This is a genomic window from Streptomyces sp. NPDC043876 (assembly GCF_056435825.1).
Window position 1 is genome coordinate 486696 of the sequence record NZ_JBWKDV010000004.1, and the last position, 25503, is coordinate 512198.

Sequence of the window (25503 nt, forward strand, 5' to 3'; positions counted from 1 at the left end):
TGTACCTGCACCTGGTCTCGGCGGTGGACGCACCGCGCGGACGGGTGCGGATCGGCAACAACCGCGGCCACGACAACGGGTGGACGGGCCGCGAGCGGGTCTACGGCATCTGCGTGGCGGTGGGGGGCGTCCCGCGACCCGGCGCCGCGGACCGGATCCGTCCGGAGCCCGGGCCGGCCGCCGGTCCCGCCGCGCTGCCCGGGCTGATCCCGGCGGCGCGGCTGGAGCTGGTGCCGCTGGCCGTCGCGCACGCCGAGGAGATGGCCGGGGTACTGGCCGACCCCGCGCTGCACCGCTTCATCGGCGGCGCTCCCCCGGACCTCGACGCGCTGCGCGCCCGCTACGCACGGCAGAGCGCGGGCTCCCCCGACCCGGCGGTGCTGTGGGGGAACTGGGTGCTGCGACCGCGTGCCACGGGCCGGCTGGTGGGGACCGTACAGGCCACCGTCGAGGACGGCGTCGCGGAGGTGGCCTGGGTCATCGGCACCGCCTGGCAGGGCCGCGGTTACGCGACGGAGGCCGCGCGCGCCCTGGTGGCCCGGCTGACGGAGCCGGTGGGCGGCCGGGCCGCCGCCGTGCACACGGTCGTCGCGCACGTCCACCCGGACCATCGCGCCTCGGCGGCCGTGGCCGCCGCCTGCGGGCTCGCCCCCACCCGCGAGGCGGTGGACGGCGAGGTCCGCTGGCGGCTCCGGGCGGCGCCCCGGGCCGGCGGGTAGCGCGCCGGACGCGGGGGTGCGGGCCCCCGGGATCGCCGGGGCCCGCACCCCCGTACCACCCCGGTGCTACTGGGGCCCGAAGGTCAGGGACAGCTGGGGCGTCCCCTCGTTCGCGCCGGCCTCGGAGGACCACAGCCACGCCGGGTCACTGCCTCCGTTGGTCAGCGCCAGGCTGTAGGCGCTGTTCAGGGCCGCCGCGACGGTGGCCGTGTCCAGGGCGGTCGTGGCGACCGCCGAGCCGTCCGCGATCCCCGCGAAGGCGCCGAGGGCGGTGGCGCCCAGGGCCGGACGGTTGGTGTAGGTGGTGCCCGTCTCCGTCCAGGCGCCGGTGACGGGAACCACGGACACCGTGTCGGTGGTGCCCGCCCCGCTCATGGTGCTGGTCTTGACGCTCAGCGTGGCCGACTTCAGGACCGTACCGGCGGGCGCGGCGGGCAGGTTGAAGCGCAGGTAGCTCTGGTAGAGCGCACTGCCGCCCACCGCCAGCGAACCGGAGGCGCCGAAGTTGGTGCCGGGCGCGCCCGCGTTGGCGTAGGTGTCCTCGGCGGCCTGGACCTGCACGACCGAGTCGGCCGGGGCCGTGGCGAGGGCGAAGTGGTTCTGCACCTGGGCGGGGGTGAGGACCGTCGGGTAGACGGCGGTCTCGTCGAGCCGGCCCGCCCAGTAGTCGCTGAGGGGCCGCTCCGGCCAGCCGTTGAGGTTGTCGCCACCCACGTGCCAGTAACCGGCGAAGTTCTCGTTGGTGGTGACGTTCAGGGTGCCCTGCTGCGCTCCGTCCACGTACAGGACCATGCCGCCGGGACCCTGCGTCGCGACGACGTGGTGCCACTGGTCGTCGTTGTAACGGGCGCTGCCGCCGGTGGTGATGGTGCGGGTGCTGCCGGTGTAGACGCCGTAGACGAGGCGGCCGTCGTTGGTCATGTAGAGGTGCTTGTCGTACTGGCTGCTGTTGTTCGCCTGGTTGTTGCCGAAGCCGAGGAGTTTGCCGCCGCGGGTGGTGTTCGTCCTGAACCAGGTTTCCAGCGTGTAGGTGTTCCCGACGGTCGAGCGGCGGTCGCCGTAGACCTGGGTGTTCGCGCCGTTGAAGCCGATCGCCGTACTGGCGCCGGTGACCGCGCCCGGGCTCTGGCGCAGCGCCGGGGCATTGAGGTGGACGCCGCCGGAGTTGCCGCCGTCGGAGGAGTCGGCGACGAAGGGCAGCGCGCTCTCGTCGTAGCGCCAGTACTGCGCGGCACCGTCCGTGCGGACCTGGTTCGGGTAGGCGTCGACGGTGGCCGGGACGGTCACCGAGGCCGTCGCGGAGAGGGCGCTGGTGTTGCCCGCGCCGTCGGTGGCGCTCACCCGGTAGCTGTACGTCTGGCCCGCCGAGACGGTGGTGTCGGTCCACGAGGCCTGGGGGCGCCGGAAGAACAGCGAGTCGGCGCCGACCGTGGCGATCGGGGTGGCCGAGCCGTTCCGGTACACCTTGTAGGTGAGCGTGCTGTCGTCGAGGTCGAGGCTGGTGCGCCAGCGGACCTGTACCTGGCCCGGCTTGTAGCTCACCGCGCTCGCGACCGGGACGGTCGGCGCCCCGGTGTCGCCGGTGGACGCGAACCGGGTCAGGCTCTGCTGGGCCGAGCCGTTGACGGCGGTGAACTCGCCGCCGACCCAAAGGTATGGGACCCCGGCCTTGGATCCGACGGTCATCACGCGCGGGCCGATGCCCTCGCCGATGCCGTCGTTGGTGTCGGGTGCCCAGCCGAGTTTCGCCGTGCCGCTGGTGGGTTCGGCGAGCAGGTGGTGGCGCTGGCCGTCGGGGTACTCGCCGACGCTGGAGCAGTCGTGCGCGTGCGAGGCGCTGTAGAGGACGTTCTGGTAAGGCAGGACGGCCTGGGTGGCGCCGAGGCAGGTGTCGCGCCACCGCTGGTTGAAGTCGCCGAGGTTGAGGGCGATGCGGCCGTCGAACACCCCGCCGCCGGTGCCTTCGTTGCCGGTGTAGAAGCCGGTGGCGTCGGTGGCGATGTCCTTGACGACGGAGTTGGTCTCGATGAAGCCCGGGTAGGACTTGGTGAGCGCGCCGCTGGTGGCGTCCACGACTGCGAGCGCGTGGGTGTTCGCGCCGTTGACGGTGAAGAAGTCGCCGCCGATCAGCACGTTCTGGCCGTCGGGGGTGACCTCGACGGCGCGCCCCGGTTCGTCGGCGTCGGCCGTGAAGGGCTTGAGGGCTCCGTCGTCCGCGTCGACGGCGGCGAACCGCTGGCGGGGCTGGCCCTGGACGGTCAGGAAGTCGCCGCCGGCGTAGACGGTGTCGCCGGTGACGGCGAGCGCGCGGACCGTGGCCGCGAAGGACGGGTGGAAGGACGCCTTGGGGGTGCAGGTCGCCACGTCGATCGCGGCGAGGCTGGAGACCGGGGTGCCGTTGACGGCGCCGAAGTACCCGCCCGCGTACAGGGTCTGCTTGTCGGGCGACAGGACCAGCGCACGGACGGTGGCGGTGCCCCCGCCGACGGTGAAGGAGAGCTTGCAGGCGGTCGGGGCGCCGGTCGCCGCGTCGAGGGCGACGAAGTTGACCGCGGACTGCTCGGCCCCGGCGCCGCCTTCGGGCGGCCGGACGGCCGAGAAGGTGCCTCCCGCGAAGACGGTGCCGTTCGCCTCGGCGAGCGCCCAGACGACGCCGTTGGGCTGCCAGGTCGACAGCGCGTCGGCGGTGAAGGCGACGGGCGGCGTGAGCGCCGCGGCTTGCGGTACGAGGCCGAGTCCGATGGCTGCGGCGCCACCGGACAGGGCGACGGCGAGCGCGGTCGCCATGCTTGTGGATCTACGCATGAACCCCCCAGTTCATTGAGCGAGCTGATGGTGGTGCGGATGAGCGCATGGCTGGAAACAGCCGATCCGAAACCATGCGTACGGGCGCACCTTAGGGGGGATCCGCCCGCCGTTCACCACACTTGACCGATCGGATGCCGAACGGCACCGCCGGCGAACTCTCCGCCCGGCGCGCCCGGTGGCCGGTTGTCGCCCCGATGGAGCGCGGTCGAGTTACCGGCCGGTCGCCCCCGGGGGAAGGAGCGTGCGGCCCTGGGGCGGGACACCGGGCGGCGGCCACCCTGGCGAAAGCGCCACGCCGTGGGCCGGGTCCCTCTACGGTGCCTGCAGGGCGCTCGGCTCGGTCGGCGGAAAGCGGGGGCGGATGGACAGGGAAGAAGACATGCGGCTGGCGAGGATCACCCCGGAGATCTCGCGCCGCACCATCACCCTGCTGCGCGAGCTGGCCGGGCTGGAGCCCCCGGAGCGGGTGCCGGAGGACGCGATGGTCCTGGCGGACGCGATCCTCGCCGAGCACGGCACGGACGGGCTCCGCGTCCTGGTCATGACGCTGTCGGCGTGGGCGACCGCGCAGATCGAGAACGTCGCGGAGCTGAGCCAGCGCAGTTACGAGGCGGTGCTCGACGCGATGGAGCTGGCCTGCCTGGAGGCCGACGCGGACGAATGAGACCCGGATCGCGACGCAGGACAGCCATCGGGCCCGCGGTCGGCGACACTGGTGGAACAGGGGGGTCCCGATCGGAGGCCGTCGTGAGCAATCCTTCCCCCATCCGACTCGCTGCCGCCCTGTCCACCGAACACCGTGGACGGCTGATGAGCCACGCGCGTGAGGTCAACTTCCCCGAAGGTTTCCGGATCTTCGACGAAGGAAACCGGGCCGAAACCTTCTGGATCGTGCGCTCCGGGACCGTCACCCTGGAGATCCCGGTGCCCGGACACCGCTCCGCTCCCGTGGAGAGCCTCGGCCCCGGCGAGCTGGTGGGCTGGTCGTGGCTGTTCCCGCCGTACGTCTGGCAGCTGTGCGCCGAAGCGATGACCCCGGTGCGGGCGTACGAGTTCGACGGGATGACCGTCCGGATGCTGATGGACGCCGACCCCGCCTTCGGCTCCGCCGTGGGCCAGTGGGTGGGCCGGGTCCTGGCCCACCGCCTGCACCAGACCCGCACCCGTCTGCTCGACCTGTACGCCCCTCACTAGCGCTGCCGACCGGACCCCTCGCGGGGCCGCAGGTGGCCCGATGTCGACGGACCGATCTTCGGCCGTTTCGTATACAGGTTCTATACAGGTTTTCCTACAGGTCACAGGCCACCTCACCGACACAACCTGCGATCATCCGGTCGCTTTGGGTGACGCGAAATCGGGGTACGGGTCTGCGGCCATGCCCTGGGTGGGCAACACTCGTGTCCGTTATCCGAAACAACCACCCAAGGGAGTGTTCGAAATGCGGTCCATCGCAAGGGGTATGGGTCTCGCTACGGCGGCCATGGCGCTCACCGCGCTCACGTCGCTGGCCGGCTCGGGAGCGGCCGACGCGGCGCCCTCCGGCACCGAGAGCCTCTACGCGCCGTCCGCGCTGGTGCTCGGGATCACGGCGGGCGACGACGCCCGAGACGGTACGGTCCTGCGCGCCGTGACGCTCAGCTGCGCCCCCCGGCCGAGCGGGACGCACCCGGACCCGGCCGGCGCGTGTAAGGAGTTACTGTCGGCCGCCGGTCAGCCGGATCTCATCACGTCGGGCGGCGCGGGGGCGATGTGCACCCGCGAGTGGGACCCGGTGACGGTGACGGCCGACGGCGTCTGGCAGGGCAAGCGGTTCACCTACGACCACACCTTCGCCAACCGCTGCGCGCTGCGGAACGGCAGCGGGGTCGTCTTCTCCTTCTGACCGGCCCGGCATGCCGATCGGCAGCCATTTCAACCCAGTTCGAGGCTGGTGACCCCGTACAGACCGGGGAGGTCCACCTCGGGCGCGGGGCCCGTGTACATCCGGGCGGCCTCGAAGGTGGGGAGGAGGCCGAGTCCGGACATCAGGGCGAGGGCGTCGGGATGGGTGTCGGGTACGTCCACCGCCACCGCTCCCGCTCCCCCGCCCGGGCCCCCGGGCACCGTCGCCGCCAGCCGCTGGACCAGGGCGGCGGCGACGGCCGGCCCGGCGGCGTACAGCGGCCCGATCCGCGAGGCCCCGCTGCACGGCCGGATCACGCCGAGGCCCTCGATCCGCCCGTCGCGGACGGCGGCGAGGGCGGTGCGGCCGGGCAGTCCGGTCCAGGCGGCGAGGAAGGAGTCGCGCGCCTCGGGGAAGAACCGCCGGTCGTAGGCCGCCAGTTGGGCGAAGGGCAGTGAGCGGGCGTCGATCACCTCGATGCCCTCGGCTTCCTTGCCCGAGGCGGCGTCCCGCGCCGCCTCCGCGCTCGGAACGCCCTCGTGACGGACGTTGTTCCACGCAGAACGGAACCCGGATCTGCGGTAGTTGTCCTGCTGGGCGACGACCCCGTCGAGGCCGATGAGGCGCCCGTCGAGCCGCTGCATCGCGGCGTTCCAGAGCTGGATGCCGTACCCCTGGCCGCGCACCGCGGGGCGGGCGATGTAGAACCCGATGAACCCGAACCCGGCGCCGTAGCGGACCGCGGAGACGCAGGCCACGGGTTCCCCGTCGAGGCGGCCCACGAGGAAGCCGCCCGGGTCGGCCACGACGAAGGCCAGCCGGTCGCTGTGGCCCGGGTTCCACCCCTCGTCGTCGGCCCAGGCCCGGAACAGTTCCATGTCGGCGGCGCTCGCGCCGGCGATCTCGAATGCCGTCATGAGCGGTGTTCTACCAGAGGAACGGCGCCGGCCGGTACGGTGCCGATCCGGACGGCCCACGGGAGCTTGCGGGGTGACAGGCCGTCAGTGGCCGCCCTTGGGCTGCCAGCAGCCGCCCTCCATGTACGAACCGTGGGTCTCGATCCGCACGGGGTCGTGCAGTTGGCCGCCGACGCAGGGACCCCCCTCGTGGACCCGCAGCTGGAACCAGAGCCTGCCGCTGTCGGGCGTTGCGGCGTCGGCGACGATGGCGCCCGGTCCCACCGTGTACCCGAGGCCCTCCAGGGCGGTCCGCAGCTGCGCCTCGGTGTGCGGGACGGTCTTGCCGGGGCCGGTCAGGGCGGCGCGGATGCGCTCGGCGTGGGCCGCGCCCTTGCACTCCTCCATGGGGGTGTCGGGCAGCTCCCGCTTGAAGGCGTTGTTCTCGGCGTACTTGTTCGCCTCCGGATCGGTCCCGGTGGTGGCTCCGGGTGCCGGGGGCAGAGCGGTGGCCCGGCCGGCGCAGCGGGCGGCGATCTCCGGGTGGTCCCGGTCGTGCCGGACGGCGGCCTCCCTGGCCAGGGCGGCGTAGTCCACGGACGGGGACGCGGACGGCGACCCCGACGGGCCGGGTCCGCCGCTCCCCGTGGTCGCCGTGGTTCCGCAGCCGGCCAGCGCGAGCAGAGCGGAGACGAAGAGGGCGGCGGCGCGAGCGCGGCGGGGTGTCACGGCATCTCCAGGTCCTGCGGGCGGTCCCCGGGGGCGGGGCTGGAGCGACCAGTATCACCACCGCGGCCCGCGGGCACCTGAGTACGGGTACTCAGCCGGGCGCCGGAGGGCCGTTGTCAGTGCGCCCGGTTATAACGGGAGCCAGATCCGGTCCGTGCGTTCCCTGGAGGCTGTCATGACCCCGGTGCAATGGAAGCTCGTCGTCGACTGCGCCGATCCGCTGCGCCTCGCGCACTTCTGGTCCGCCGCGCTCGGCTACGCACGCGAGGACCACAGCGAACTGATCGACCGGCTGATCGGCTTCGGCGCCGTCACCGAAGCCGACTGGAAGGTGGTGGACGGCCGCAAGGTCTGGCGCGGCGCGGCCGCCGTCCGCCACCCCGACGACCCGGTCGATCCGACGACGGGGGTCGGGCTCGGGCGGCGGGTGCTGTTCAACGCCGTCCCCGAGCCGAAGCAGGGCAAGAACCGGCTGCACATCGACCTGCACTTCGGCCCGGAGCGCCGGGTGGCGGAGAGCGAGCGGCTGACCGCCCTGGGGGCGGCGGTGCTGCGGTCGGTGGAGGAGCACGGCAGCGCGCACCTGGTGATGACGGACCCCGAGGGCAACGAGTTCTGCGTGCAGTGAGCGCGCGCCGGACGGCCGGGCCCGGCCGGGCCCGGCCCCGCCCGGCTGTCCGGCGCGCCGGGTAATGGGTCGCCCCGGCGCCCCCGGCCTGCGTAGGGTCGGGGCATGGGGAAGCCGCTCGTCGTCGTGTTCAGTGGGGCCGGGATGTCCACCGATTCCGGGATTCCGGACTACCGGGGGCCGCAGGGTCTCTGGCGCCGGGAGCCCGGCGCGGAGAAGCTGGTGACGTACGAGTACTACATGGCGGATCCGGAGATCCGACGGCGCTCCTGGCTGATGCGGGCCGAGATCGCGGCGCTCGGGGCGCGGCCCAACGCGGCGCACCTGGCCGTGGCCGCCCTGGAGCGCGGCGGGACCCCGGTCCGGGTCGTCACCCAGAACGTCGACGGGCTGCACCAGCTCGCGGGGATGCCCGACCGCAAGGTCTTCGAGCTGCACGGCACCGCCCGGGCGGTCGTCTGCACCCGGTGCCACGTCCGGTCCCCGATGGCGGAGACCCTGGAACGGGTCGCGGCGGGCGAGCCCGACCCCGCCTGTCTGACCTGCGGCGGGATCCTCAAGGCGGCGACGGTGATGTTCGGCGAGCGGCTGGACCCGGAGGTGCTGGCGCAGGCCGTGGCGGTCGCCAAGGGCTGCCAGGTCTTCATCGCCGTGGGCAGCACGCTCCAGGTGCAGCCCGCCGCCTCGCTGGCGGGGATCGCGGCGGAGCACGGAGCCCGTCTGATCATCGTCAATGCCGAGGAGACCCCGTACGACGCGCTCGCCGACGAGCTGATCAGGGAGCCGATCGGGAGCGCGCTGCCCAGCCTCCTCGACCGGCTCCAGGACGTCCAGGTGTAGGTCCGGTCCGCCGGGCGGAAACCGCCCCGCACCGCGCGGATCAGCCGCCCGCGTGCGCCTTCTTCACCGCCGCCAGGTCGATCTTCTTCATCGTGTACACGGCGGCGCTGGCCCGGGCGGCCTTCTCCGGGTCGGGGTCGCTGATCAGGTCGATCACCTCGGCCGGAACGACCTGCCACGACAGGCCGAAGCGGTCCTTGAGCCAGCCGCAGACCGATTCCTCGCCGCCGTCCGCGGTCAGCGCCTGCCAGTAGTGGTCCACCTCGGCCTGGTCGTCGCAGTGGATCTGGAAGGAGACGGCCTCGCTGAAGGTGAACTGGGGGCCGCCGTTGAGGCCGACGAACTTCTGCCCGTTGATCTCGAACTCGACGACCATCACCGAGCCGGCCTCACCCGGACCCGCGTCGGTGTAGCGACCGGTCCGGCCGCGCTTGCCGTCCTTGAAGACGGAGAGGTAGAAGTCGGCGGCCTCCTCCGCGTTGCCGTCGAACCACAGGCACGTGGTGAAACCGTTGCTGATCATGACTGCCTCCATCGGGTGCGGGCTGTTGTCCACCCATACAGACCGGCCCCGGGCCCGATTCTCATCGGTGGGCCCGGGACCTGTCCGCGAAGCACCCGTACGGGCTACATCTCCAGCATGCGGTCGACGACGCGCTCGGCGGCCCGGCCGTCGTCCAGGTCGCAGAACTCGGCGCGGAAGGCCGCGCGCCGGGCGGCGTACTCCGCGCCCACCGCGTCCGCGTTCCGCACCGCCGCGATCAGGCTCGCCGAGTCCTCCAGCAGCGGGCCGGGACCCTTGGCCTCCAGGTCGATGGTGAGGCCGCGCAGCGTGCCGTGGTAGTGCGCCAGGTCGTAGGTGAACAGCAGGATCGGGCGGTCGGTGAGCGCGAAGTCGCACATCGCGGACGAGTAGTCCGAAATGAGGACGTCGGCCACCAGCAGCAGATCGGTGGTGTCGGGCCAACGGGAGACGTCCACCACGAAACCGTCGCGGACCCCGTCGCGGACCTGCTCGGTCACGCGGTAGTGGCCGCGGACCAGCAGCACGTGGTCCTCGCCCAGCTCGCGCCGGGCCTCGTCCAGGTCGATCCGCAGGTCGAGCTTGTAGCCGCCGCTCCAGCCCTCGTTGTTCTCGCGCCAGGTCGGCACGTACAGCACGACCTTCTTGCCCTCGGGCAGGCCGAGCCGGCGGCGGACCTCGGCGATCCGGTCGGCGTCGGGACGCACCAGCGCGTCCGTGCGCGGGCTGCCGACCTCCAGGACCTCGCCGTCGAAGCCGAGGGCCCGCTTGAGGACGGGCGTCGCGAAGCTGCTCGGGGAGGCGAGCAGGGACCACTGGGCGCTGTCGTGCGCCAGCGACTCCAGCACCTCGGGGCTCGAGTAGTAGTCGTGGATGAAGTCGTGGCCGATCTGCTTGAGCGGCGTGCCGTGCCAGGTCTGGACGACGACCTGGCCCTCGCGGCGGAAGAACTGCGAGGGGACGCTGTCGTTGACGACGTAGTACCGGGCGCGGGCCAGCACGTCCCACGATTCCAGGCTGCTGTACTGCACCGCGCGAGCGGTGGAGGGGACCTCGGCGCGGCCGTCGCGGACCAGCCAGACGTGCTCCAGCTTCTCGCCCCGGCGCAGCAGCTCCTCGTGGATGGCGCGCGGCGAGTCACCGGCGCCGTTCCCCTGGAAGGTGTCGTAGACGACCATGTCCTTGAGCGGCGCGCGGCGCTGCGCCGGGTAGGTCACGTCACGGGCGATGCGCTGGGCGTACCGGGAGCGGTCGTGCGGGGTCAGCAGCGGGTCGGTGACCAGCGCCATGCGGTCGTAGAAGCGGGCTTCCACGCGCATCCGGCGGCCCTCGACGGTCAGGGCCACGGGGCCCTTGCCGAGCGCGGGGGCGATCAGCTGGACCGGGGCGCCCCGGTCGACGCCGAGCAGGCTCGCGGTCGTTCCGCCCTGGCTGACCGGGCGCAGCGTCGGCCACCAGCGGCCGTGCGGGAGCGAGGTCTTCCCGGCGAAGGGCTCGGGCAGCATCGGGGTGAAGACGGCCTGGAAGCGGCCGTTCCCGTGGGTGACGGGGTAGGTGTACTCCTCGCCGTGCCAGTTGTGCAGGACCAGCTCGTACGGCTCGTCGGCCCCGCTCGCGGGCGGGAGGAAGGTGCCGCCCAGGGTCAGCGTGCCGTCCTCGGCACTGACGGTGTCCACCAGCGGCGGCGACGGCTGGAGCGAGAAGCAGAGGTGCCCGGCGGGGGTGCGCTTGACGAACACGGAGCGGCCGGTGTCGTCTCCGGGGACCGGCATGACGAGTCCGGTGAAACCGCCGCGCTCGTCGTGCGCCAGGTCGGCGGAGGTGCCGTCGGCGCGGGTCACGGACAGGTTCCACGGCTCGGGGAGCCATTCGCCGGGGGCGGGCACCGCGTCGGGCACGGCGGCCAGGTCGGCGAGGGGCACGTGCACGGTGAAGGCGGCGCGGCCGCCCTGGCTGCCCGGGGTGGTCTCCAGCGGCAGGGTCAGGACGGTGCCGGTGTTCTGGTGCTGGGCGCGCAGTGCGGCTCCGGGGCCGAAGTCCGCGGCGAGTTCGCCGCTGATGTCGAAACCGCTGCCGTCGGCGGCCGGGCGGACGTCCAGGACCCGGGCCCGTACGACCTCGACCGTGACGGTGAAGGCACCGCTGACGGTGGGCACGATCCGGACGTCCGGCGCCACCCAGTGGGCGGGCGGGGTCAGGCCGCTGTCGTGGTCGCCGCCCTTGAGGCGGGCGCGGTGCAGGCCGCCGGCGCCGGTGACGGCGACCGAGGTGGTCCAGGTGCCGTCGCGCCACTTGCCGCCCTGCTGGAAGACGGAGGGGTCGACGACGGCGGTGAAACCGGCCCAGTCGGCGTGCCGCAGCGCGAGGTGCGCGGCGTTCACGGTGGCCATGGGCGCGGCGACGGTACGGGTGTTGACGACCGTGCGGCGGCGCTTGCCCTTCTCCCGGAAGACCAGCATCTTGCGCGAGCCCAGGCGGCTCTCGGCGCCCAGGTGGCCGGGCAGCGCGTAGCCGCGCAGGAGCAGCTTGCCGCCGCTCCACGCGGCCTGTTCGAGCCGGCTGACGACGCGGAGTTCGCGCTGGCCGAGGGTGAGCACCTTGGCGGGGACGGGCGGACGGCCCTGGAGGAAGGGGTAGTCCGCCTGCGGCCGGGCGAGACCCTTGACGGGCACGCTGTAGGAGAAGTCGCCCTGGTGCTTGAGGAGGGCGATGAAGTCCTCGACGCGGCCTTCGCGGGCGAGGTACGCCTTGAGCCGGTCGGCGACGGTGAGGTCGCTCCAGGGCTCGCTGCCGATCTCGCGGACGAGGCCGCCGACTTCGCGGACGAACGCGTCGCGGAAGTCCTGGCCGCCCTCGGGCACGTACTTGTAGATGAGCGGGAGTTCCTCGCTCAGCACGTTGTGGTCGTACTCGCGCAGGTAACGGGCGTACTTGGCGCCGGTCTTGGCCTTGAGGGCGTCGCGGACCAGGCGGACGGAGGTGACCCGGTCGATGAGCGAGACGGGGTCGGTGGAGCGCTGGGTGATGGAGCGCTCGCCGGTCTCGCGGACGCGCCAGTGGTAGACGACGTCGCTGAGGACGTCGACGCTGGCCGCGAAGTAGTGCGCGGGGATGCTGACGGGGGCGTCCTCGTAGAGGATGCCTTCCGGGTACTGGAAACCGTGCTCGTCCCAGAAGGTGCGCCGGTAGACCTTGTTCCAGGCGGTCCGGTCGGTGACGAGCGGGGCGAACTTGGAGATGTGCGTCTTCAGCCGGGTCTTGGCGAAGGGCGCCTTGTGCCCCCAGGACTGGTTCATGCCCACGGAGCGGAAGCGCAGGACGTTGCCGCCGACGAAGTCCGAGCCGGTCTCGTCGAGGGTGTCGACCATCAGCTGGTACGCGTTGGCCGGCAGGGTGTCGTCACTGTCGACGAAGGCGAGGTACTCGCTGCCCTCGGACACGTGCCGGGCTCCGGCGTTGCGGGCGGCGCCGAGGCCGGCGTTCTCCTGCAGGACCAGCCGGAAACGGCTGTCCCGTGCGGCGAAGGCCTTGGCTATGACGGCACTCGTGTCCGTCGAACCGTCGTCGACCATGACGACTTCGAAGTCGCCGAACGTCTGGGCGGCGAGAGACTCCAGGCACTCGTCGAGGTAGAGCTCGACGTTGTAGACGGGGACGACGATGCTCAGGCGCGGGGGCATGGGTGACGAATTCTCCAGCGGGTTTATCAGTCAAATGATCAGCTAATTACAGCATCTTACTCTGTAACGGGCTTATAAACTCCACCCAATCCGGACAAAGCGTCGCAAGTGGTGGGGCGAACGGCAAAGAATTCAACCGCCCGCCTCCCCACTGTGCCCGCTCGTACGGTCAGACCTCCAGTTCGGCTTCGATCCGCTTCAGCTGGTGACGTGCCATCGCGAGGTTGGACCGGTCCTTGTCCAGCGCCAGATAGAGGAAAAGACCCTGGGAGTTGCGGCCGCGCAGCAGCCGGATGAGGTGGTACTGCGAACCGAGGGTGATGAGGATGTCCTCGATCTCTTCCTTCAGACCGAGCAGTTCCATGGTGCGGACCTTGGCGCGGACCACGTCGGTGTTGCCCGCCGCGGCCACCGCGAGGTCGAGTTCCTTGCTGCCGCCGATGGTACCGAGGGCCATGCCGCTGCCGTAGTCGACCAGGGCGGCGCCGAGGGCTCCGTCGATGGTGGTGGTCTCCTTGAGAGCGGTCTCCACGTTGGCCATGGGAGTTCCTTTCCGGTGTTCCTGCTGGTGAGGGTGATGGGTCATGGGTGGCACGGGGGGTGACGCCCGGGGTCAGCGGGGCCTTTCGGGGGCCTCGGGGCCGCGCCGGCCGAGGACGCCGTCTATGAGCTCGGCGATCCGCAGGCTGGAGCGACGGGCCTCCAGGTGGAGCCTGCCGACGTTCGCGCGCGGTTCCGCGATCAGGGTCAGGACCGCCGCGTCGCCCGCGGCGTAGGTGGCGACGTACCCGTGCTCGCCCCGGACGAGCAGCTCCCGGAAGTCGCCCTGTCCGGTGCTGTCGCTGAGCCGCTGGGCCACCCCGAGGGCGGCTGCGGTCAGCGCCGCCACGGCTTCCGCTTCGGTGGCGGCCGTGTCCTGCGCGAGCACCAGCCCGTCGGCGCTGGCGGCGAGGGCGCCGGTGAGCTGCGGGATCCGCGCCCGCAGCCGCCGCAGCTCGGCGAGGATCTCGGCTTCGGCTTCGGCGGGCACCATGGGCGGTTTCCTTTCGGTGGGACGCCCCCGCCCGTCCTGGCGCCGCTCGGCGCGCGGTCGCAGCGGGAGCCTCACAGGCTTGCCTCCAGCGCGTCGCGCAGCCGCCGCAGCAGGGCCACGTCCGGGGACTGGGCGTCGGTCAGCCAGTCCGGCAGCGGCGCCGCGGCGGGCGCGGGGACCGGTGCGTGCGGGGTCTCGACGAGTCCGGCCGCGGCGAGCCGCCGTACGTCGAGCAGGGTGTGGAAGGCGGGGCGGCCCATCGCCCAGGCCAGCGCGGCCGGGGTGCGCACCCCGTCTGCCTGTCGCAGCAGGAGGCGCTGGCGGCTGGTGACCGTCTGGCCGGGGGCGGCGGCCCGGGGCACCACGGGCGCGGTGTCGAGCAGGGGGTACGGCCACACCGAGTCCAGCAGCTCGCGCCGCCGCCGGGTCTCGCGCTCGACGGCGGCGGCGGGTACGGAGCGCACGGAGCCGATCCAGTGGGTGGCGCCGCGCCGGAAGCGCGAGGGGCCGCTGCCGGGCGAGAGCGCGAAGAACGCGGCGTCGAAGATGGCGGCGAGGTGGCATATCTCCAGTTCGCCCCCGGCGAGGCCGCCGCTGTCGACGAGGAACCGGGCGACCTGGCGGCGGGCTCCGGCCCGGTCCACGGCCTCGCGCCAGCGTTCGGGGGCGAGGCCGCCGCCGGTGGTGAGCAGCACCTCCAGGCCGGGCGTGGCCGGGCTCTCGGCGTGCACGATCCGGCCGTCTTCCAGGAAGAGGGTGCCGCGGTCGCGTAAGAGGGCTCCGGTGGCCCGCTCGGCGGCGAGCCGGGTGAGCAGCGGCGAGACCGCGGCGTGGCCGGGCACGCGGTCGGCGGCGGGGGTCGCGGTGGTCACCTGAGCACCAGCCCTTCCGCGAGGTCCCGGAGTCTGATCCGGGCGAGCGCGAGGTTGCCGTGCGAACGGTCCAGCCAGAGGTGCAGGAAGACGCTGCTGTCGAAGCTCGTCTCGACGAAGCGCAGGACGTGGTAGCCCGTCCGGGTGGTGACGATGAGGTCCTCGATGGGCGGCCCGTCCTCGTCACCGGCACCGGGGCCCGGGCCCGCGTCCGCCGTCCCGGTGGACGGGGCGTCGGGGGCGAAGGACTCGTATTCGGCGGCGGCGCGGGCCAGCTCGGCGGTCTCGGCGGCGGTCGTCTCGTGGTCCCCCACCGGTGATTCCCCCGCGGTGCCGAGGGCCAGTCCACTGCTCCAGTCCACCAGCGCCGCCCCGCGCGCGCCGGGCAGCGTCATGGCTTCGAGCAGGCATTCGTCGATCCCGGGCACGCGGGTTCCCCTCCCGGCCGGTCGTGCGTGGTGCACGGTCGTGCGGCGCGACAGAGAGGAACTTACTGAAGTTCCGCACGGCGAAAGGGCGTTCTGGCATTTTCTCCTGGAACATGCGCCGGATGCCTGCGCAGGGTTGGCCGGATGCCGACCAGGACCGGTCGTTCCCGTTCACAGGTGATCAGGAAGCCAGGGGAAGGGGCATTCCGTCGACGAGTCTGAAGGTCCCGCCCTCGCGGCGGACGTAGCCCTCGTGGGTGAGGGTGCGCAGGAGGTGGTAGACGGTCGGCAGGGGGATCCCGGTGATCCGCGCGAGCCGTTTCGCCGTCGCGCCGTCCTCCGCGTACATCGCTTCCACCAGGCGCAGCGCGCGCTGGACGGAGCCGATGAGGGTGGGTGCGCTGTGGGGTGCGCCGTGGTGCGCGCTGTCGTTCTGAGTCTGCTCGGTGCCCATGAGTAGTCCCCCTGCTCCGGTAGGCGGCCTGGCAAACCCATCAAAGTCGCTCGCCCACCCCAATACCAGCTGACTCGCGTCAACCCGGGGACGGGATCGGCCGGGACCGGGGCGGGGCGCGCTCAGGCCCTGGTCCAGCCGTCGAAGTGCCAGGGCGCGGCGACGGTCCGGGCGTGCGGGGTGCCCGAGACCGTGAGGCTCGCCTCGCGCGGGGTGCCCGTCTCGAAACGGACGTGCAGCGATCCGTCGGGCGTGACCTCGGCGTCCGAAACGCGGCGCAGGCCCAGTTCGCCGAGGACGGCCGTCTTGTGCGCGGGCAGCGTGGCGCCCGGGGAGCGGACGATCCGCTCGCCGCCGGAGGGGTCGTGGCCCACCCGGATCCAGCCGGAGTCCGGCAGCTCCAGCCGCCATGAGGCGTCGAGGGTGATCCGGCCCTCCGCCTCCTCGTCCTCGTCGTGGAAGACGAGGTAGGGCCGCGCCCGGCGCTCGCCCACCTCGTAGACGACGGTGCCGACGAGGTCGGCGGCGTCGAACGCGTATCCGTCCGGTTCCTCGCCATCGGCACCGCCGTCGCCGCCGTCGGCGGCCGGGTGGTGCGCGCACCCGGTGTCCAGGCACTCGGCGAGCGGGTCGACGCGGGGTCCGGGGACCGGGGCGTGGCCGGTGAGCCTGCCCCACAGCGCGGGCACGGCGTGGCGCTGGACCAGGTCGACCACGTCCTCGGCGACGGCGAGCGAGCTGCGCTCGTCGGTGATCGTCCACCAGTGGTCGTGCGGGTGACCGAGGAGCGCTCCGATGCGGGCGTGCCAGCCGACGGGGCCGACGCGGTTGGCCGAGAGCCGGGTGCCGAGGGCGGGGCGCAGCCGCCGCAGGTCCTCGTGCTCCTGGTAGCCGACGGCGCGGAGGTTGACGGTGAAGCGGCAGCGCTCCGGGGTGGAGGCGGCGCTGCGCTGGAAGCCGATCAGCGCGTGATCGGGGACGGCGACCGCGAGCCGGTACTCCCGGCCCGCGCCGGTGAAGCCCGCTTCGCGCAGTGCCGGGGCTATGCGCTCGCGGAGCATCTGATGGAACAAGTCGGTCGCATTCACCCCGGCAGTCTCCCAAGCGGGACCCTCCGGGGGCAAAACGGTTTGCCGCGCCCTGCGCCCGGGTCAGTCCGTCCGGCGGCCGCCCGCGATGGAGGCGGCCACGCTCGCGGCGGTGCCGAGGGCGACCATGACGACGTAGGAGAGGACCTCGTACCCGGAGGGGATGAAGTGGCCGAGGAAGCCGAGGATGCGGATCCAGCCCCACCATTCGTGGAGCAGGCCGCTCGCGCCGCCGACGAGGAGGACGAACCCGACGAGGGCGAGCAGGTCGCCGAGCGGGGAGCGGGAGGTCGAGGTGGTCATGTCCCTGACGGTAGGCGGCGGGGCCGGGGCCGGGCGTCCCGCTTCCGGCGCCCCGTTCCGCGACTTTAGGGGACAACTGCGGCCCGCGCCGCCCTACTTTCGTAGCCCCCGCTCCGCCGCACCCCACCGAAGCGCGGGGGCTCCAGGCCCTCCCCACCGGAGCGGTTCCCGTGTCACGCTGCCCCGATGGAGCGGATCATCGAGGAGATACGCGAGGACCTGGACCGGCGGATCGCCGTGGCGGCGGACCGGCTCGCCGAGCGGACGCTGACCGAGGATCCCGCGTACGCCGCTCCGCTCGGCCGGGCCGAGCTGCGCGAGCGCGCCCACCGGCAGCTGCGCCAGACCGTCGAGGGGGTGGTCCGCAGCGCGCGCGGGCTGCCGGTGGACCTGACGGAGGCGCGGTCGGTGGGAGCGCTGCGGGCCGAGCAGGGGCTGCCGCTCGCCCCGCTGATCCGGTCCCACCGGCAGGCCGGCCGGCTGCTGTGGCAGCACCTGACCGAGGCGGTGACGGCGCACGACCGCGCGGCTCTGCCCCGGTTGCTGCCCGGTGCGAGCGTGCTGTGGGACGTGCTGGACCAGCAGACGGACGCCACCGCCGAGGCGTACCGGCAGGCGGAGAGCGCGCGCGGCGGCCGCGACCGGGAGCGCCGGGCCGCCCTGCTCGACTCCCTCCTGGACGGCGGTCCCGCCGAGGAGGCGGCGGCCGCGGCCGCTCAGCTCGGGCTGCCGGGCCAGGGCCGCTTCGCGGTGCTCGTGCTGGCCTCCGGCGCCGACCCGGTGGACCGGCCGCCCGTCTCCGCGGCCGGGCCGCGCGTGCTGTGGCGGATCCGGGCGGACGGCGAGAGCGCCCTGGTGGAGCTCGGTCACCATCCGCTGGAGGCGGTGCGCGCGCTGCTGGCGCCCCTGGGGGTACGGGCCGGGGTGAGCCCGGTGGTGGCCGCGCCCGCCGAATGCGCCCGGGCCCGGAGGCTGGCCCTCCTCGCGCTGCGGACCACGACCGGTCCGGGCGGCCCGCGCACCGCCCTGCTGGACGAGCGGCTCCCCGCGGCGCTGGTCGCGGGCCAGGGGGAACTCGCGGGGCGGCTGCGGCAGGTGGTGCTGGGTCCGGTGCTGGCGCTGGCGCCCGAGGACGGGCGGGTGCTGCTGACCACGCTGGGCACCTGGCTGGCCTGCCAGGGTTCGACGACGTACGCGGCGCAGCGGCTGTACTGCCACCGCAACACGGTCTCCAACCGGCTGCGCCGTCTCGAACAGCTGACCGGCCGTTCCCTGACCGACCCGGCGCACGTGGTGGAGCTGGCGCTCGCCCACGCGGCGGTGGTCCAGCGGGCGGCCGACGGGCAGGGCGCATCCGCGCCAAAGTCGCCGCCGCGCACGGCGCGCCGGTCCGGCCCGGCCGGGTGATCAGCCGGGTGGTCCCCGCCCCTGACCGGGGGACGCGATCCGGTCAGGCTCCGGCGACCGGTCCCCGCGGGCGGCCGTGTTTCGGTCAGGCTCGGTGAGGCACCGCACCGACCCCCACACCGGGAGACTCCATGCCCCAGGGCTTCCTTCCCCCCACCTTCGACGAGCCGACCGCCGAGCTGCTGCGCGAGCTGGAGCGGCCGGGCGGCGACGGCCGCCGGATGTTCCAGCTGCGGATCACCCCGGACGCCCGGCGGATCACGTTCGAGAAGGAGATCCGGGCCCGGTACTACGGTCCGACCAGTCCGCGGGAGGACGACCACCGGTACGTGGTGTTCAAGGACCTCTACAGCGGCCGTCTCACGCTGCTGCACTGGACCCATTTCGGGGCGGAATCGGCCCAGCCGTACGGGGAGACGACAGACTTCTTCGTCACCCTGGCCAATCACGACACCGACGTGAGCCGGGTCGACGAACTGGCGGCGGAGCTCACGGCGGTCACCGCCCGCACCGCCGAGCTGAAGGCGGCCCACGAGTTCTACGCGGCGGAGCGCGAGCAGGCCCGCGCCCGCCAGCTCCAGTACGAGCTGGACATGCTGCTGAGCGACGTCGCGATGCAGGCGAAGCGCTACGGCGCGCAGGGCCTGGACGGCCCGGCCCTGGAGGAGCTGCGCGGCCACCCCTTCTACCGGCTGGCCCGCGAGCACTGCCTGCTGGTCGCGGGGGGCGACCGCGACTACAGCGCGCTCACCCACGACACCCGGCGCCGGGACCTGCTCAAGGGCAGGCGGCCGGTGGTCCGCGCGGAGTACGGGGACCTGGTGGAGACCCAGCCCACGGAGCTGACGGCGGCGGCGCCGGACCGGCGCCACACCCGCTACGCGAACCTGTTCTGGGAGAAGCACGAGAGCGAGGAGTTCTTCGTGCTCCGCCGGTGCCCCTCGGACCACGAGTTCAGCCGGGGCGGGGTGCCCCGCCCGGCGGAGGACGGCGACAACTTCGCCACGCTGGCGCTCTCCGAGGACCAGGACATCTCGGGCATCCGGGTGCTCCCGGACGACGGCGGGCGGCTGCCGTCCGACGACGAGACCGTGCCGCCCGCGCAGGGGCTGTCGGAACCGTGGCCGGTGTACGGCGGGTACGGGGAGTACGGGACGTACGAGGACTTCGAGGTGTTCGGCGGCGGGGAGGCGCAGGACGGTCCGGGCATGCTCGCCGACGTCGTCGTCCGGCGCACGGCCATGGACCCGGCCGACGGTTCGTGCCGGACGCAGCGCTCCTACCGCGGCCGGGAGAAGGTCAACGCGCGGTGCCGGGTGACCATGGACCTGCCGGAGCGGGACGCGGCGCAGTGGACGGTGAAGGTGGCCGTCTGCGCGGACACCTTCAGCTGGGAGAGCCTCTTCTGGGAGTGGCGCGACCACCGCTACGTCGTCACCGCGGAGGTGCGCACCGAGGCCGGGCACCGGACCCGTTACGCCCCGGGCACCGCGCCCCACACCGTGACCCGCACGCACGGCCGGTGCGCGACGGGAGAGTACGGGGGCGAGCTGTCCTTCACCCTGCCCGTGGACTCGGGGCGGTACGTGGTGGAGTGGACGTACGACGTGCCGTGCGACAGCCCGGACAAGAACGACGGCTTCCCCTTCGGTTTCTCGCCGAACTTCTCCCCCGACCGCCACCTCACCGCCCGGGGCGCGGTCATCGTGGACACCGCCGTCGGATAGGCCGCCCGGCGCCGCTCCCGGACGGCCTACGGGGCGGGTTCGTCGTGCCGCGCCGATTCGAGCAGGTACGGTACGTCGATCACGGCGACCCCCGGGGTGAACAGCAGCCGGGCCTTGAGCCGCAGCGCGTTCTGGTTGTGCAGGGGCTGCTCCCACCAGTGGCCCACCACGTACTCCGGGATGACCACCGACAGCATGTCCGCACCCTCCCGGGCGGCCTCTTGCTGGATGTACGCCAGCACCGGGCGGACGACCTCCCGGTACGGCGAGTGCAGGATCTTGAGCGGGATCCCCGGGTCGTGCTCGGCCCAGGCCGCGCGCAGCCGGTCGGCGTCCTCCTCGTCGGCGGCGACGCTGAGCGCGGTGAGGGTGTCGGGGCGCAGGCCCAGGGCGAAGCCGAGGGCCTTGAGCGTGGGGGCGTGCACGGAGGCGACCAGGACGACGACGTGGTGGCGGGCGGGTCGGCGGGGTTTGACGCCGGGGGCGACGGCCACCTGGCGGGCCACCTGGTCGTAGTGCCGGCGTACGCCCTTCATGCCGAGGAAGAGCAGCGGCATGGCGATGACGACGAGCCAGGCGCCGTGCGTGAACTTGGTGATCAGGACGATGACCAGGACCAGCGCGGTCATCACGGCGCCGACCGCGTTGATGGCGAGGCGGCGGTGGATGTGGACGCGCTCCTCGCGGGGGGTCTCGGCGGAGGCGAGGGCGCGGCGCCAGTGCCGGACCATGCCGGCCTGGGAGAGGGTGAAGGAGACGAAGACGCCGATGATGTAGAGCTGGATGAGACGGGTCAGCTCGGCGTCGAAGGCGACGATGAGGGCGATGGCGGCGAGCGCGAGGAGGACGACGCCGTTGGAGTAGACGAGCCGGTCGCCGCGGTTGTAGAGCTGGCGCGGCGCGTAGCGGTCCTTGGCGAGGATCGAGGCGAGCATCGGGAAGCCGTTGAATGCGGTGTTCGCGGCGAGGACCAGGACGCCCGCGGTGACGGCCTGCAGCAGGTAGAAGAGGAAGTCCCAGCTGCCGAAGGTGGCGCGGCCGATCTGCGCGAGCGCGGTGGAGGTCGGTGTGCCTGCGGGCAGGCCCAGCTCGGTCGGGTCGGCGGCGACGTGCACCTTGTAGGACATGGCGAGCACCGTGATCCCGACGAACATGGTCACCGAGAGGGCGCCCATGGCCGCGAGGGTGGTGGCGGCGTTGCGGGCCTTGGGCTTCTGGAAGGCGGGGACGCCGTTGCTGATCGCCTCGACTCCGGTGAGGGCGGTGCAGCCGGAGGCGAAGGCGCGCAGCGCGAGCAGGACGACGGCGAGCCCCGTATAGGTCCCGGAGGCGGTGATCGGCAGCTCGGCGGACTCCGCGCGGAGGGTGGCGCCGGTGCCGAGCCGGACCGCCGCGACCGCGAACATCAGGTAGATGACGAGGACGAAACCGTAGGTGGGGATCGCGAAGACGCGGCCGGACTCGCGCACGCCGCGCAGGTTCATCAGGGTCAGCAGCACCACGAAGCAGACCGACAGCAGCACCATGTGGTCGTGCAGGGCGGGGGCGGCCGAGGTGATCGCGGCGACTCCGGAGACGACGGAGACGGCGACGGTGAGGACGTAGTCGACGAGCAGGGCGCTGGCGGCGGTGAGCGCGGCGGTCGGCCCGAGGTTCTCGGCGCTGACGACGTAGGCCCCGCCGCCGCCCGGATAGGCGTGGCAGGTCTGCCGGTACGAGGCGACGACGACCACCATCAGGAAGACGATGGCGGCGGCCGCGTACCAGGCGAGGTGCAGCAGGGTCACGCCGCCGAGGGCGAGGATCAGCAGGATCTCCTCGGTGGCGTAGGCCACCGAGGAGAGCGGGTCGCTGCAGAAGATCGGCAGGGCGAGCCGTTTGGGCAGCAGCGTCTCGCCCAGCCGGGCGGAGTCGAGCGGTTCGCCGACCAGCACCCGTTTCGCGTTGATGCGCCTCATGCAAGCATGATCAGCGATTCGTGACGGTTCGTCGCTTTTTACGGTGCACCCGGGGAGGTGGCGGGCGCACGGCTCACATGCGGGCGGCCGCGGACTTGATGGCTTCGCGGATGCGGACGTACGTCCCGCACCGGCAGATGTTGGCGATCGCGTCGATGTCCGCGTCCGTCGGGGCGGCGGTCCGCTTCAGCAGGGCCACGGCGGCCATGATCTGGCCCGGCTGGCAGAAGCCGCACTGCGCGACGTCCTGTTCGAGCCAGGCCTCCTGGACCGGGTGGAGGACGTCCCCGTCCGCGAGCCCCTCGATCGTGGTGACCTCCCGCCCGGCGCAGGCCTTGACCGGCACCACGCAGGGCCGGATGTCGGCTCCGTCGAGGTGGCTGGTGCAGGCCTTGCAGACGTCGACGCCGCAGCCGTACTTGGGGCCGCGGATGCCGAGCAGGTCGCGCAGGACCCACAGCAGGGGCAGGTCGTCGGGCGCGTCCACGGTGACGCTCCGCCCGTTGACGGTGAAGGTGTGCGAGGGCACGGCGTACTCCTAGCGCGGGTAGGGGGTGAAGTCGACGTCGAAGTCGAGGGGGAAGCTGCGCGGCTTGGTGCCGGTGGCGCGGGCGTAGGCGTTCGCGATCGCCCCGACGGCCGCCGGTACGCCCAGTTCGCCCGCCCCGCCCGGCTGCTCCCCGGTGGCGGGCAGCACGAAGACCCGTACGTCCCGCGGGCTGTCGCGCTGGAGCGCCCAGTGGAACTGGCTGTAGCTGCCCTCCAGGGGCAGGCCCTTGTCCAGGTGCAGACCGGCCCGCAGGGTGGTGGAGATCGCGTCGGTGAGCCCCCCGATCATCTGCGCCTCCAGCCCGCGCGGGTTGACCGGACGGCCGACGTCCACGGCGATGACCGCCTTGGTGACCCGCACGTGCTCCCGGTCGCGGGTGTCGATCTCGACCAGGCAGGCCGTGCGGGACTTGTACTCCTCGTGGAAGGCGATGCCCTGGGCGCAGCCGGCGGGCAGCGCCCGCCCCCACTCCCCCTCGGCGGCGGCCTTGTCGAGCACCGCGCGCTGGTCGGCGTGTTTGAGGAAGGCGCGCCGGAACGCGTACGGGTCCTTGCCGAGCCGCGCCGCCAGCTCGTCCACCATGATCTCCTCGGCGCCGCGCGTGTTCGCGGAGTACACCGAGCGCCAGGATCCGGTGGGGATGCCGGTGGGCACCTCGGTGAGCAGCTGAGTGGTGAGCCCGAAGTGGTAGGGGGACTTCACGGTGGTGAGGAACAGCGTCTGCGCGAGGGTGGCGTTGCCGATGCCCGGCGGCAGGCTCGCGGCGGTGGCGGTGAGGATCTCGCCCAGGCCGTGCCGGAAGTCCGTCTCGACGGCCGCGACCCGGTGTTCGAAGCTGAGCACCTCGCCGAGCGCGTAGGTGGCGCGGATCCGGTGGTGGGTGGCCGGGCGCATCCGCCCGTGCCGGGTGTCGTCCACCCGGGTCCACATCAGCCGCACCGGGCGGCGGCAGGCCCGCGAGACGCGCGCCGCCTCCAGGGCCGCGTCGAAGAACAGCCGGCGGCCGAAGGAGCCGCCGGCCTGGACCACGTGGACGGTGACCTTGTCCACCGGCAGGCCGAGCTCGGCGGCGATGGTCTGGCGGGCGACGATCGGGGACTTGAGCCCGGACCAGATCTCGGCGCGGTCCTCGCGCACGTCGGCCACCGCCGAGTTCGTCTCCATCGGAGCGTGGCCGACGAAGGCGAAGTCGAACTCGCCGTCCACGTACGGGGTGAGCAGTGGCGGCAGCAGCGGCACGGGGTTGGCGGTGCGCAGCCTGGCCCGGACCTGCTCGTCGGAGAGCGCGTCGGCGGGGCCGGGGCCCCAGGTGACCTGGAGGGCGGCCTTCGCGTCGAGGGCCTGACCGAAGGTCTCGGCGACGACGGCGACCCCGGTGGCGATGGTGACGACGTCCAGCACGCCGGGCATGGCCCTGACGGCGGCCAGGTTGGCGACGGAGCGGACGGAGCCGCCGAGGGTGGGCGGGCGGCGCAGGACGCACGGCTTGGCGCCGGGCACGTCCAGGTCGAGGGTGTAGCGCTGCTCGCCCGTCACCATGGCGCGGGCGTCGATCCGGCTGGTGGGGGTGCCGACCAGGGTCTGTCGCGCGGCGGGCTTCGGGGCGGCGCCGAGGACGACCAGGCCCGGGTCCGCGGCGGCCGCGGCGAGCGCGCCGTAGCCGAGGGTGCGGCCGTCGGGCGCGCGGACCGCGCCGTTCGCCGTGGTCAGGCCCGCGGCGGGGGTGTTCCAGCGCCGGGCGGCGGCCGCGACCAGGCGGGCTCGGGCGGTCGCGGCGCACTGGCGGACCGGCCCGTACAGCGAGCGGATGGCGTTGGAGCTGCCGGTGAGCTGGTTGAAGAGCAGCTCCGGGCGCGCGTCGTCCAGCTCCACGCGGACGGCGGCCAGCGGGGCGTCGAGTTCCTCGGCGACCAGCATCGCCACGGCCGTGGTGAGGCCCTGGCCGACCTCTTCGCGGGGCAGCCGGAACCGGATGGTCCCGTCGGCTTCGACGGTGAGGAGCAGGAGCGCGGACGTCGGCGCCCCGGCCAGGATGAAGAGGTCGCCGAGGTCGACCAGGTCGGCGGGCGCGGGCAGGGTGGGGACGGCGGCCCGGGCGTCCTGCGGGGCGACGGCGTCGGCGCCGGCGCGGGTCACGAGGGCCAGGGTGGGCGCGGCGACCAGGTAGGTGAGGAAGCTCCGCCGGCTCCGGCTCCGGCCCGGCTCCGGGGCTTCCGCCGGCCCTGCCGCTTCCGCCGGCCCCGGCGCCCCCGTCGGCTCCGCCGATCCTGGCGCTCCCGTCGGCCCCGCGGTGTCCATCGGCCCTGCCGTGCCCGTCATTTGGCTGCGCCCCACCCTGTTCGCCGTACCCCACATGGCTCATTACCGACACGTAGAGTAGCGATCACCGGATGAGCTGGGAAGACGTGCGCGGGGCGCCGGGTCACTCGTTCGGGGGGCGCGCGGCGCGCGCCGTGCCGAGGCTTCCGGCGGGCCGTCGACCGGCCGTCCGGTCGCACACGTCGCTCATACGAACGGTCCCCGCCCCGCCCGCCGACGGTTTCCGGCCGCACCGCGCAGCGCGGCCCGCTCGGGCGGACCATGGAAGGAGCACACGGGAGCCCCCGGGAACCAAGGGAAGAAGAAGGAGGTGAACCGAGGTGACCATGTTCATGGATGTCCACCAGGGCATGCACGGCATCACCGCGGAGCAGCTGTCCGAGGCCCACAAGGCGGACCTGGCCATCGAGGCCGAAGAGGGGGTGCACTTCGAGCGCGCGTGGGCCGACCCCGAGTCGGGCACGGTGTACTGCCTCTCCGAGGCCCCCTCGGCCGAAGCGGTCCAGCGGATCCACGAGCGCGCCGGGCATCCGGCCAGCGAGATCCACCCGATCGCGGTCAGCGTCTGACGCCCTGACCGGAACTGTTCGTACACCCCAAGGGGGGGGCGGGAGGCCTTTGGCATATGACGGCGGCAGGAACGGCCCGGATGTTGCCAA

Annotated in this window: 24 protein-coding genes; 9 read left to right on the forward strand and 15 right to left on the reverse strand. The window is 73.2% G+C overall.

The genetic code is table 11. From position 1 onward, the window contains the following. Positions 1-194: 194 nt before the first annotated feature. On the forward strand, positions 195-719 hold the full coding sequence (locus AC0693_RS15995; protein ID WP_469320134.1) for a GNAT family N-acetyltransferase: 525 nt from the start codon (positions 195-197) through the stop codon (positions 717-719). Between the two features lie 66 nt (positions 720-785). On the opposite strand, the gene AC0693_RS16000 is transcribed toward AC0693_RS15995, so the two are convergent. Beyond that, positions 786-3524, reverse strand: a complete 2739-nt coding sequence (locus AC0693_RS16000) for a DNRLRE domain-containing protein (RefSeq protein WP_478802136.1) — start codon at positions 3522-3524, stop codon at positions 786-788. Between the two features lie 382 nt (positions 3525-3906). Between AC0693_RS16000 and AC0693_RS16005 the strand changes: the two genes are divergently transcribed. The 3 genes from AC0693_RS16005 (at position 3907) to AC0693_RS16015 (ending at position 5409) form a co-directional block, all read left to right on the forward strand. After that, a complete protein-coding gene (locus AC0693_RS16005; protein WP_356414874.1) occupies positions 3907-4191 on the forward strand; it encodes a hypothetical protein in 285 nt (94 codons plus the stop codon). 83 nt (positions 4192-4274) lie between these two features. Beyond that, complete coding sequence (locus AC0693_RS16010; protein ID WP_468471402.1) at positions 4275-4721, forward strand: Crp/Fnr family transcriptional regulator; 447 nt, start codon at positions 4275-4277, stop codon at positions 4719-4721. 265 nt (positions 4722-4986) lie between these two features. Beyond that, positions 4987-5409, forward strand: a complete 423-nt coding sequence (locus AC0693_RS16015; protein ID WP_356414879.1) for a subtilase-type protease inhibitor — start codon at positions 4987-4989, stop codon at positions 5407-5409. Positions 5410-5438: 29 nt separating this feature from the next. Here AC0693_RS16015 and AC0693_RS16020 read toward each other — a convergent pair whose 3' ends face one another. Both AC0693_RS16020 and AC0693_RS16025 read right to left on the reverse strand, forming a co-directional pair. Further along, the gene (locus AC0693_RS16020; RefSeq protein ID WP_478802137.1) at positions 5439-6326 is read right to left on the reverse strand and encodes a GNAT family N-acetyltransferase; all 888 of its coding nucleotides are present in this window, start codon (positions 6324-6326) and stop codon (positions 5439-5441) included. 84 nt (positions 6327-6410) lie between these two features. Next, positions 6411-7034: a hypothetical protein gene (locus AC0693_RS16025; protein WP_468471399.1), complete on the reverse strand. Its 624-nt coding sequence runs from the start codon at positions 7032-7034 to the stop codon at positions 6411-6413. A 175-nt stretch (positions 7035-7209) separates the two neighbouring features. On the opposite strand from AC0693_RS16025, the gene AC0693_RS16030 reads away from it, so the two are divergent. Both AC0693_RS16030 and AC0693_RS16035 read left to right on the forward strand, forming a co-directional pair. Further along, positions 7210-7662: a VOC family protein gene (locus AC0693_RS16030; protein WP_469320107.1), complete on the forward strand. Its 453-nt coding sequence runs from the start codon at positions 7210-7212 to the stop codon at positions 7660-7662. Between the two features lie 105 nt (positions 7663-7767). Further along, on the forward strand, positions 7768-8502 hold the full coding sequence (locus AC0693_RS16035) for an SIR2 family NAD-dependent protein deacylase (protein WP_356414891.1): 735 nt from the start codon (positions 7768-7770) through the stop codon (positions 8500-8502). Between the two features lie 40 nt (positions 8503-8542). Here the strand turns inward: AC0693_RS16035 and AC0693_RS16040 are convergent, their stop codons facing one another. From AC0693_RS16040 to AC0693_RS16080, 9 genes are all read right to left on the reverse strand, one after another. Then, positions 8543-9025, reverse strand: coding sequence for a VOC family protein (locus tag AC0693_RS16040; RefSeq protein WP_469332024.1), 483 nt, complete (start codon positions 9023-9025; stop codon positions 8543-8545). A gap of 104 nt (positions 9026-9129) precedes the next feature. Further along, complete coding sequence (locus AC0693_RS16045) at positions 9130-12705, reverse strand: bifunctional glycosyltransferase/CDP-glycerol:glycerophosphate glycerophosphotransferase (protein ID WP_478802138.1); 3576 nt, start codon at positions 12703-12705, stop codon at positions 9130-9132. Between the two features lie 169 nt (positions 12706-12874). Beyond that, complete coding sequence (locus AC0693_RS16050) at positions 12875-13246, reverse strand: hypothetical protein (protein ID WP_356414900.1); 372 nt, start codon at positions 13244-13246, stop codon at positions 12875-12877. 72 nt (positions 13247-13318) lie between these two features. After that, positions 13319-13738, reverse strand: a complete 420-nt coding sequence (locus tag AC0693_RS16055; RefSeq protein ID WP_356414903.1) for a roadblock/LC7 domain-containing protein — start codon at positions 13736-13738, stop codon at positions 13319-13321. A gap of 71 nt (positions 13739-13809) precedes the next feature. Further along, entirely contained in the window at positions 13810-14610 is an 801-nt protein-coding gene (locus AC0693_RS16060) for a transcriptional regulator (protein ID WP_469320111.1), read from the reverse strand. Next, positions 14607-15038: a hypothetical protein gene (locus AC0693_RS16065; RefSeq protein ID WP_356414908.1), complete on the reverse strand. Its 432-nt coding sequence runs from the start codon at positions 15036-15038 to the stop codon at positions 14607-14609. Before AC0693_RS16065 ends, AC0693_RS16060 begins: the two co-directional genes overlap by 4 nt. Before the next feature lie 181 nt (positions 15039-15219). Next, a complete protein-coding gene (locus AC0693_RS16070) occupies positions 15220-15492 on the reverse strand; it encodes a helix-turn-helix domain-containing protein (RefSeq protein ID WP_468471391.1) in 273 nt (90 codons plus the stop codon). 122 nt (positions 15493-15614) lie between these two features. Beyond that, entirely contained in the window at positions 15615-16580 is a 966-nt protein-coding gene (locus tag AC0693_RS16075) for a DUF4304 domain-containing protein (RefSeq protein ID WP_468471389.1), read from the reverse strand. 63 nt (positions 16581-16643) lie between these two features. Continuing rightward, positions 16644-16883, reverse strand: a complete 240-nt coding sequence (locus AC0693_RS16080; protein ID WP_478802139.1) for a hypothetical protein — start codon at positions 16881-16883, stop codon at positions 16644-16646. A gap of 186 nt (positions 16884-17069) precedes the next feature. On the opposite strand from AC0693_RS16080, the gene AC0693_RS16085 reads away from it, so the two are divergent. Together AC0693_RS16085 and AC0693_RS16090 are read left to right on the forward strand one after the other, a co-directional pair. Continuing rightward, the gene (locus AC0693_RS16085; protein WP_469320115.1) at positions 17070-18290 is read left to right on the forward strand and encodes a PucR family transcriptional regulator; all 1221 of its coding nucleotides are present in this window, start codon (positions 17070-17072) and stop codon (positions 18288-18290) included. A 131-nt stretch (positions 18291-18421) separates the two neighbouring features. After that, positions 18422-20017, forward strand: a complete 1596-nt coding sequence (locus AC0693_RS16090) for a hypothetical protein (RefSeq protein ID WP_478802140.1) — start codon at positions 18422-18424, stop codon at positions 20015-20017. Positions 20018-20043: 26 nt separating this feature from the next. Here AC0693_RS16090 and AC0693_RS16095 read toward each other — a convergent pair whose 3' ends face one another. The 3 genes from AC0693_RS16095 to AC0693_RS16105 all read right to left on the reverse strand — a co-directional run bounded on the left by AC0693_RS16095 (position 20044) and on the right by AC0693_RS16105 (position 24823). Further along, on the reverse strand, positions 20044-21975 hold the full coding sequence (locus tag AC0693_RS16095; protein WP_478802141.1) for an APC family permease: 1932 nt from the start codon (positions 21973-21975) through the stop codon (positions 20044-20046). 73 nt (positions 21976-22048) lie between these two features. Beyond that, a complete protein-coding gene (locus tag AC0693_RS16100) occupies positions 22049-22504 on the reverse strand; it encodes a (2Fe-2S)-binding protein (protein WP_356414923.1) in 456 nt (151 codons plus the stop codon). Positions 22505-22513: 9 nt separating this feature from the next. After that, positions 22514-24823 carry a xanthine dehydrogenase family protein molybdopterin-binding subunit gene (locus tag AC0693_RS16105; RefSeq protein ID WP_478802247.1) on the reverse strand — a complete coding sequence of 770 codons (2310 nt, stop codon included), beginning with the start codon at positions 24821-24823 and terminating at the stop codon, positions 22514-22516. Between the two features lie 341 nt (positions 24824-25164). Between AC0693_RS16105 and AC0693_RS16110 the strand changes: the two genes are divergently transcribed. Next, on the forward strand, positions 25165-25413 hold the full coding sequence (locus AC0693_RS16110) for an SCO4226 family nickel-binding protein (protein WP_356414929.1): 249 nt from the start codon (positions 25165-25167) through the stop codon (positions 25411-25413). The last annotated feature ends 90 nt before the right edge of the window (positions 25414-25503 follow it).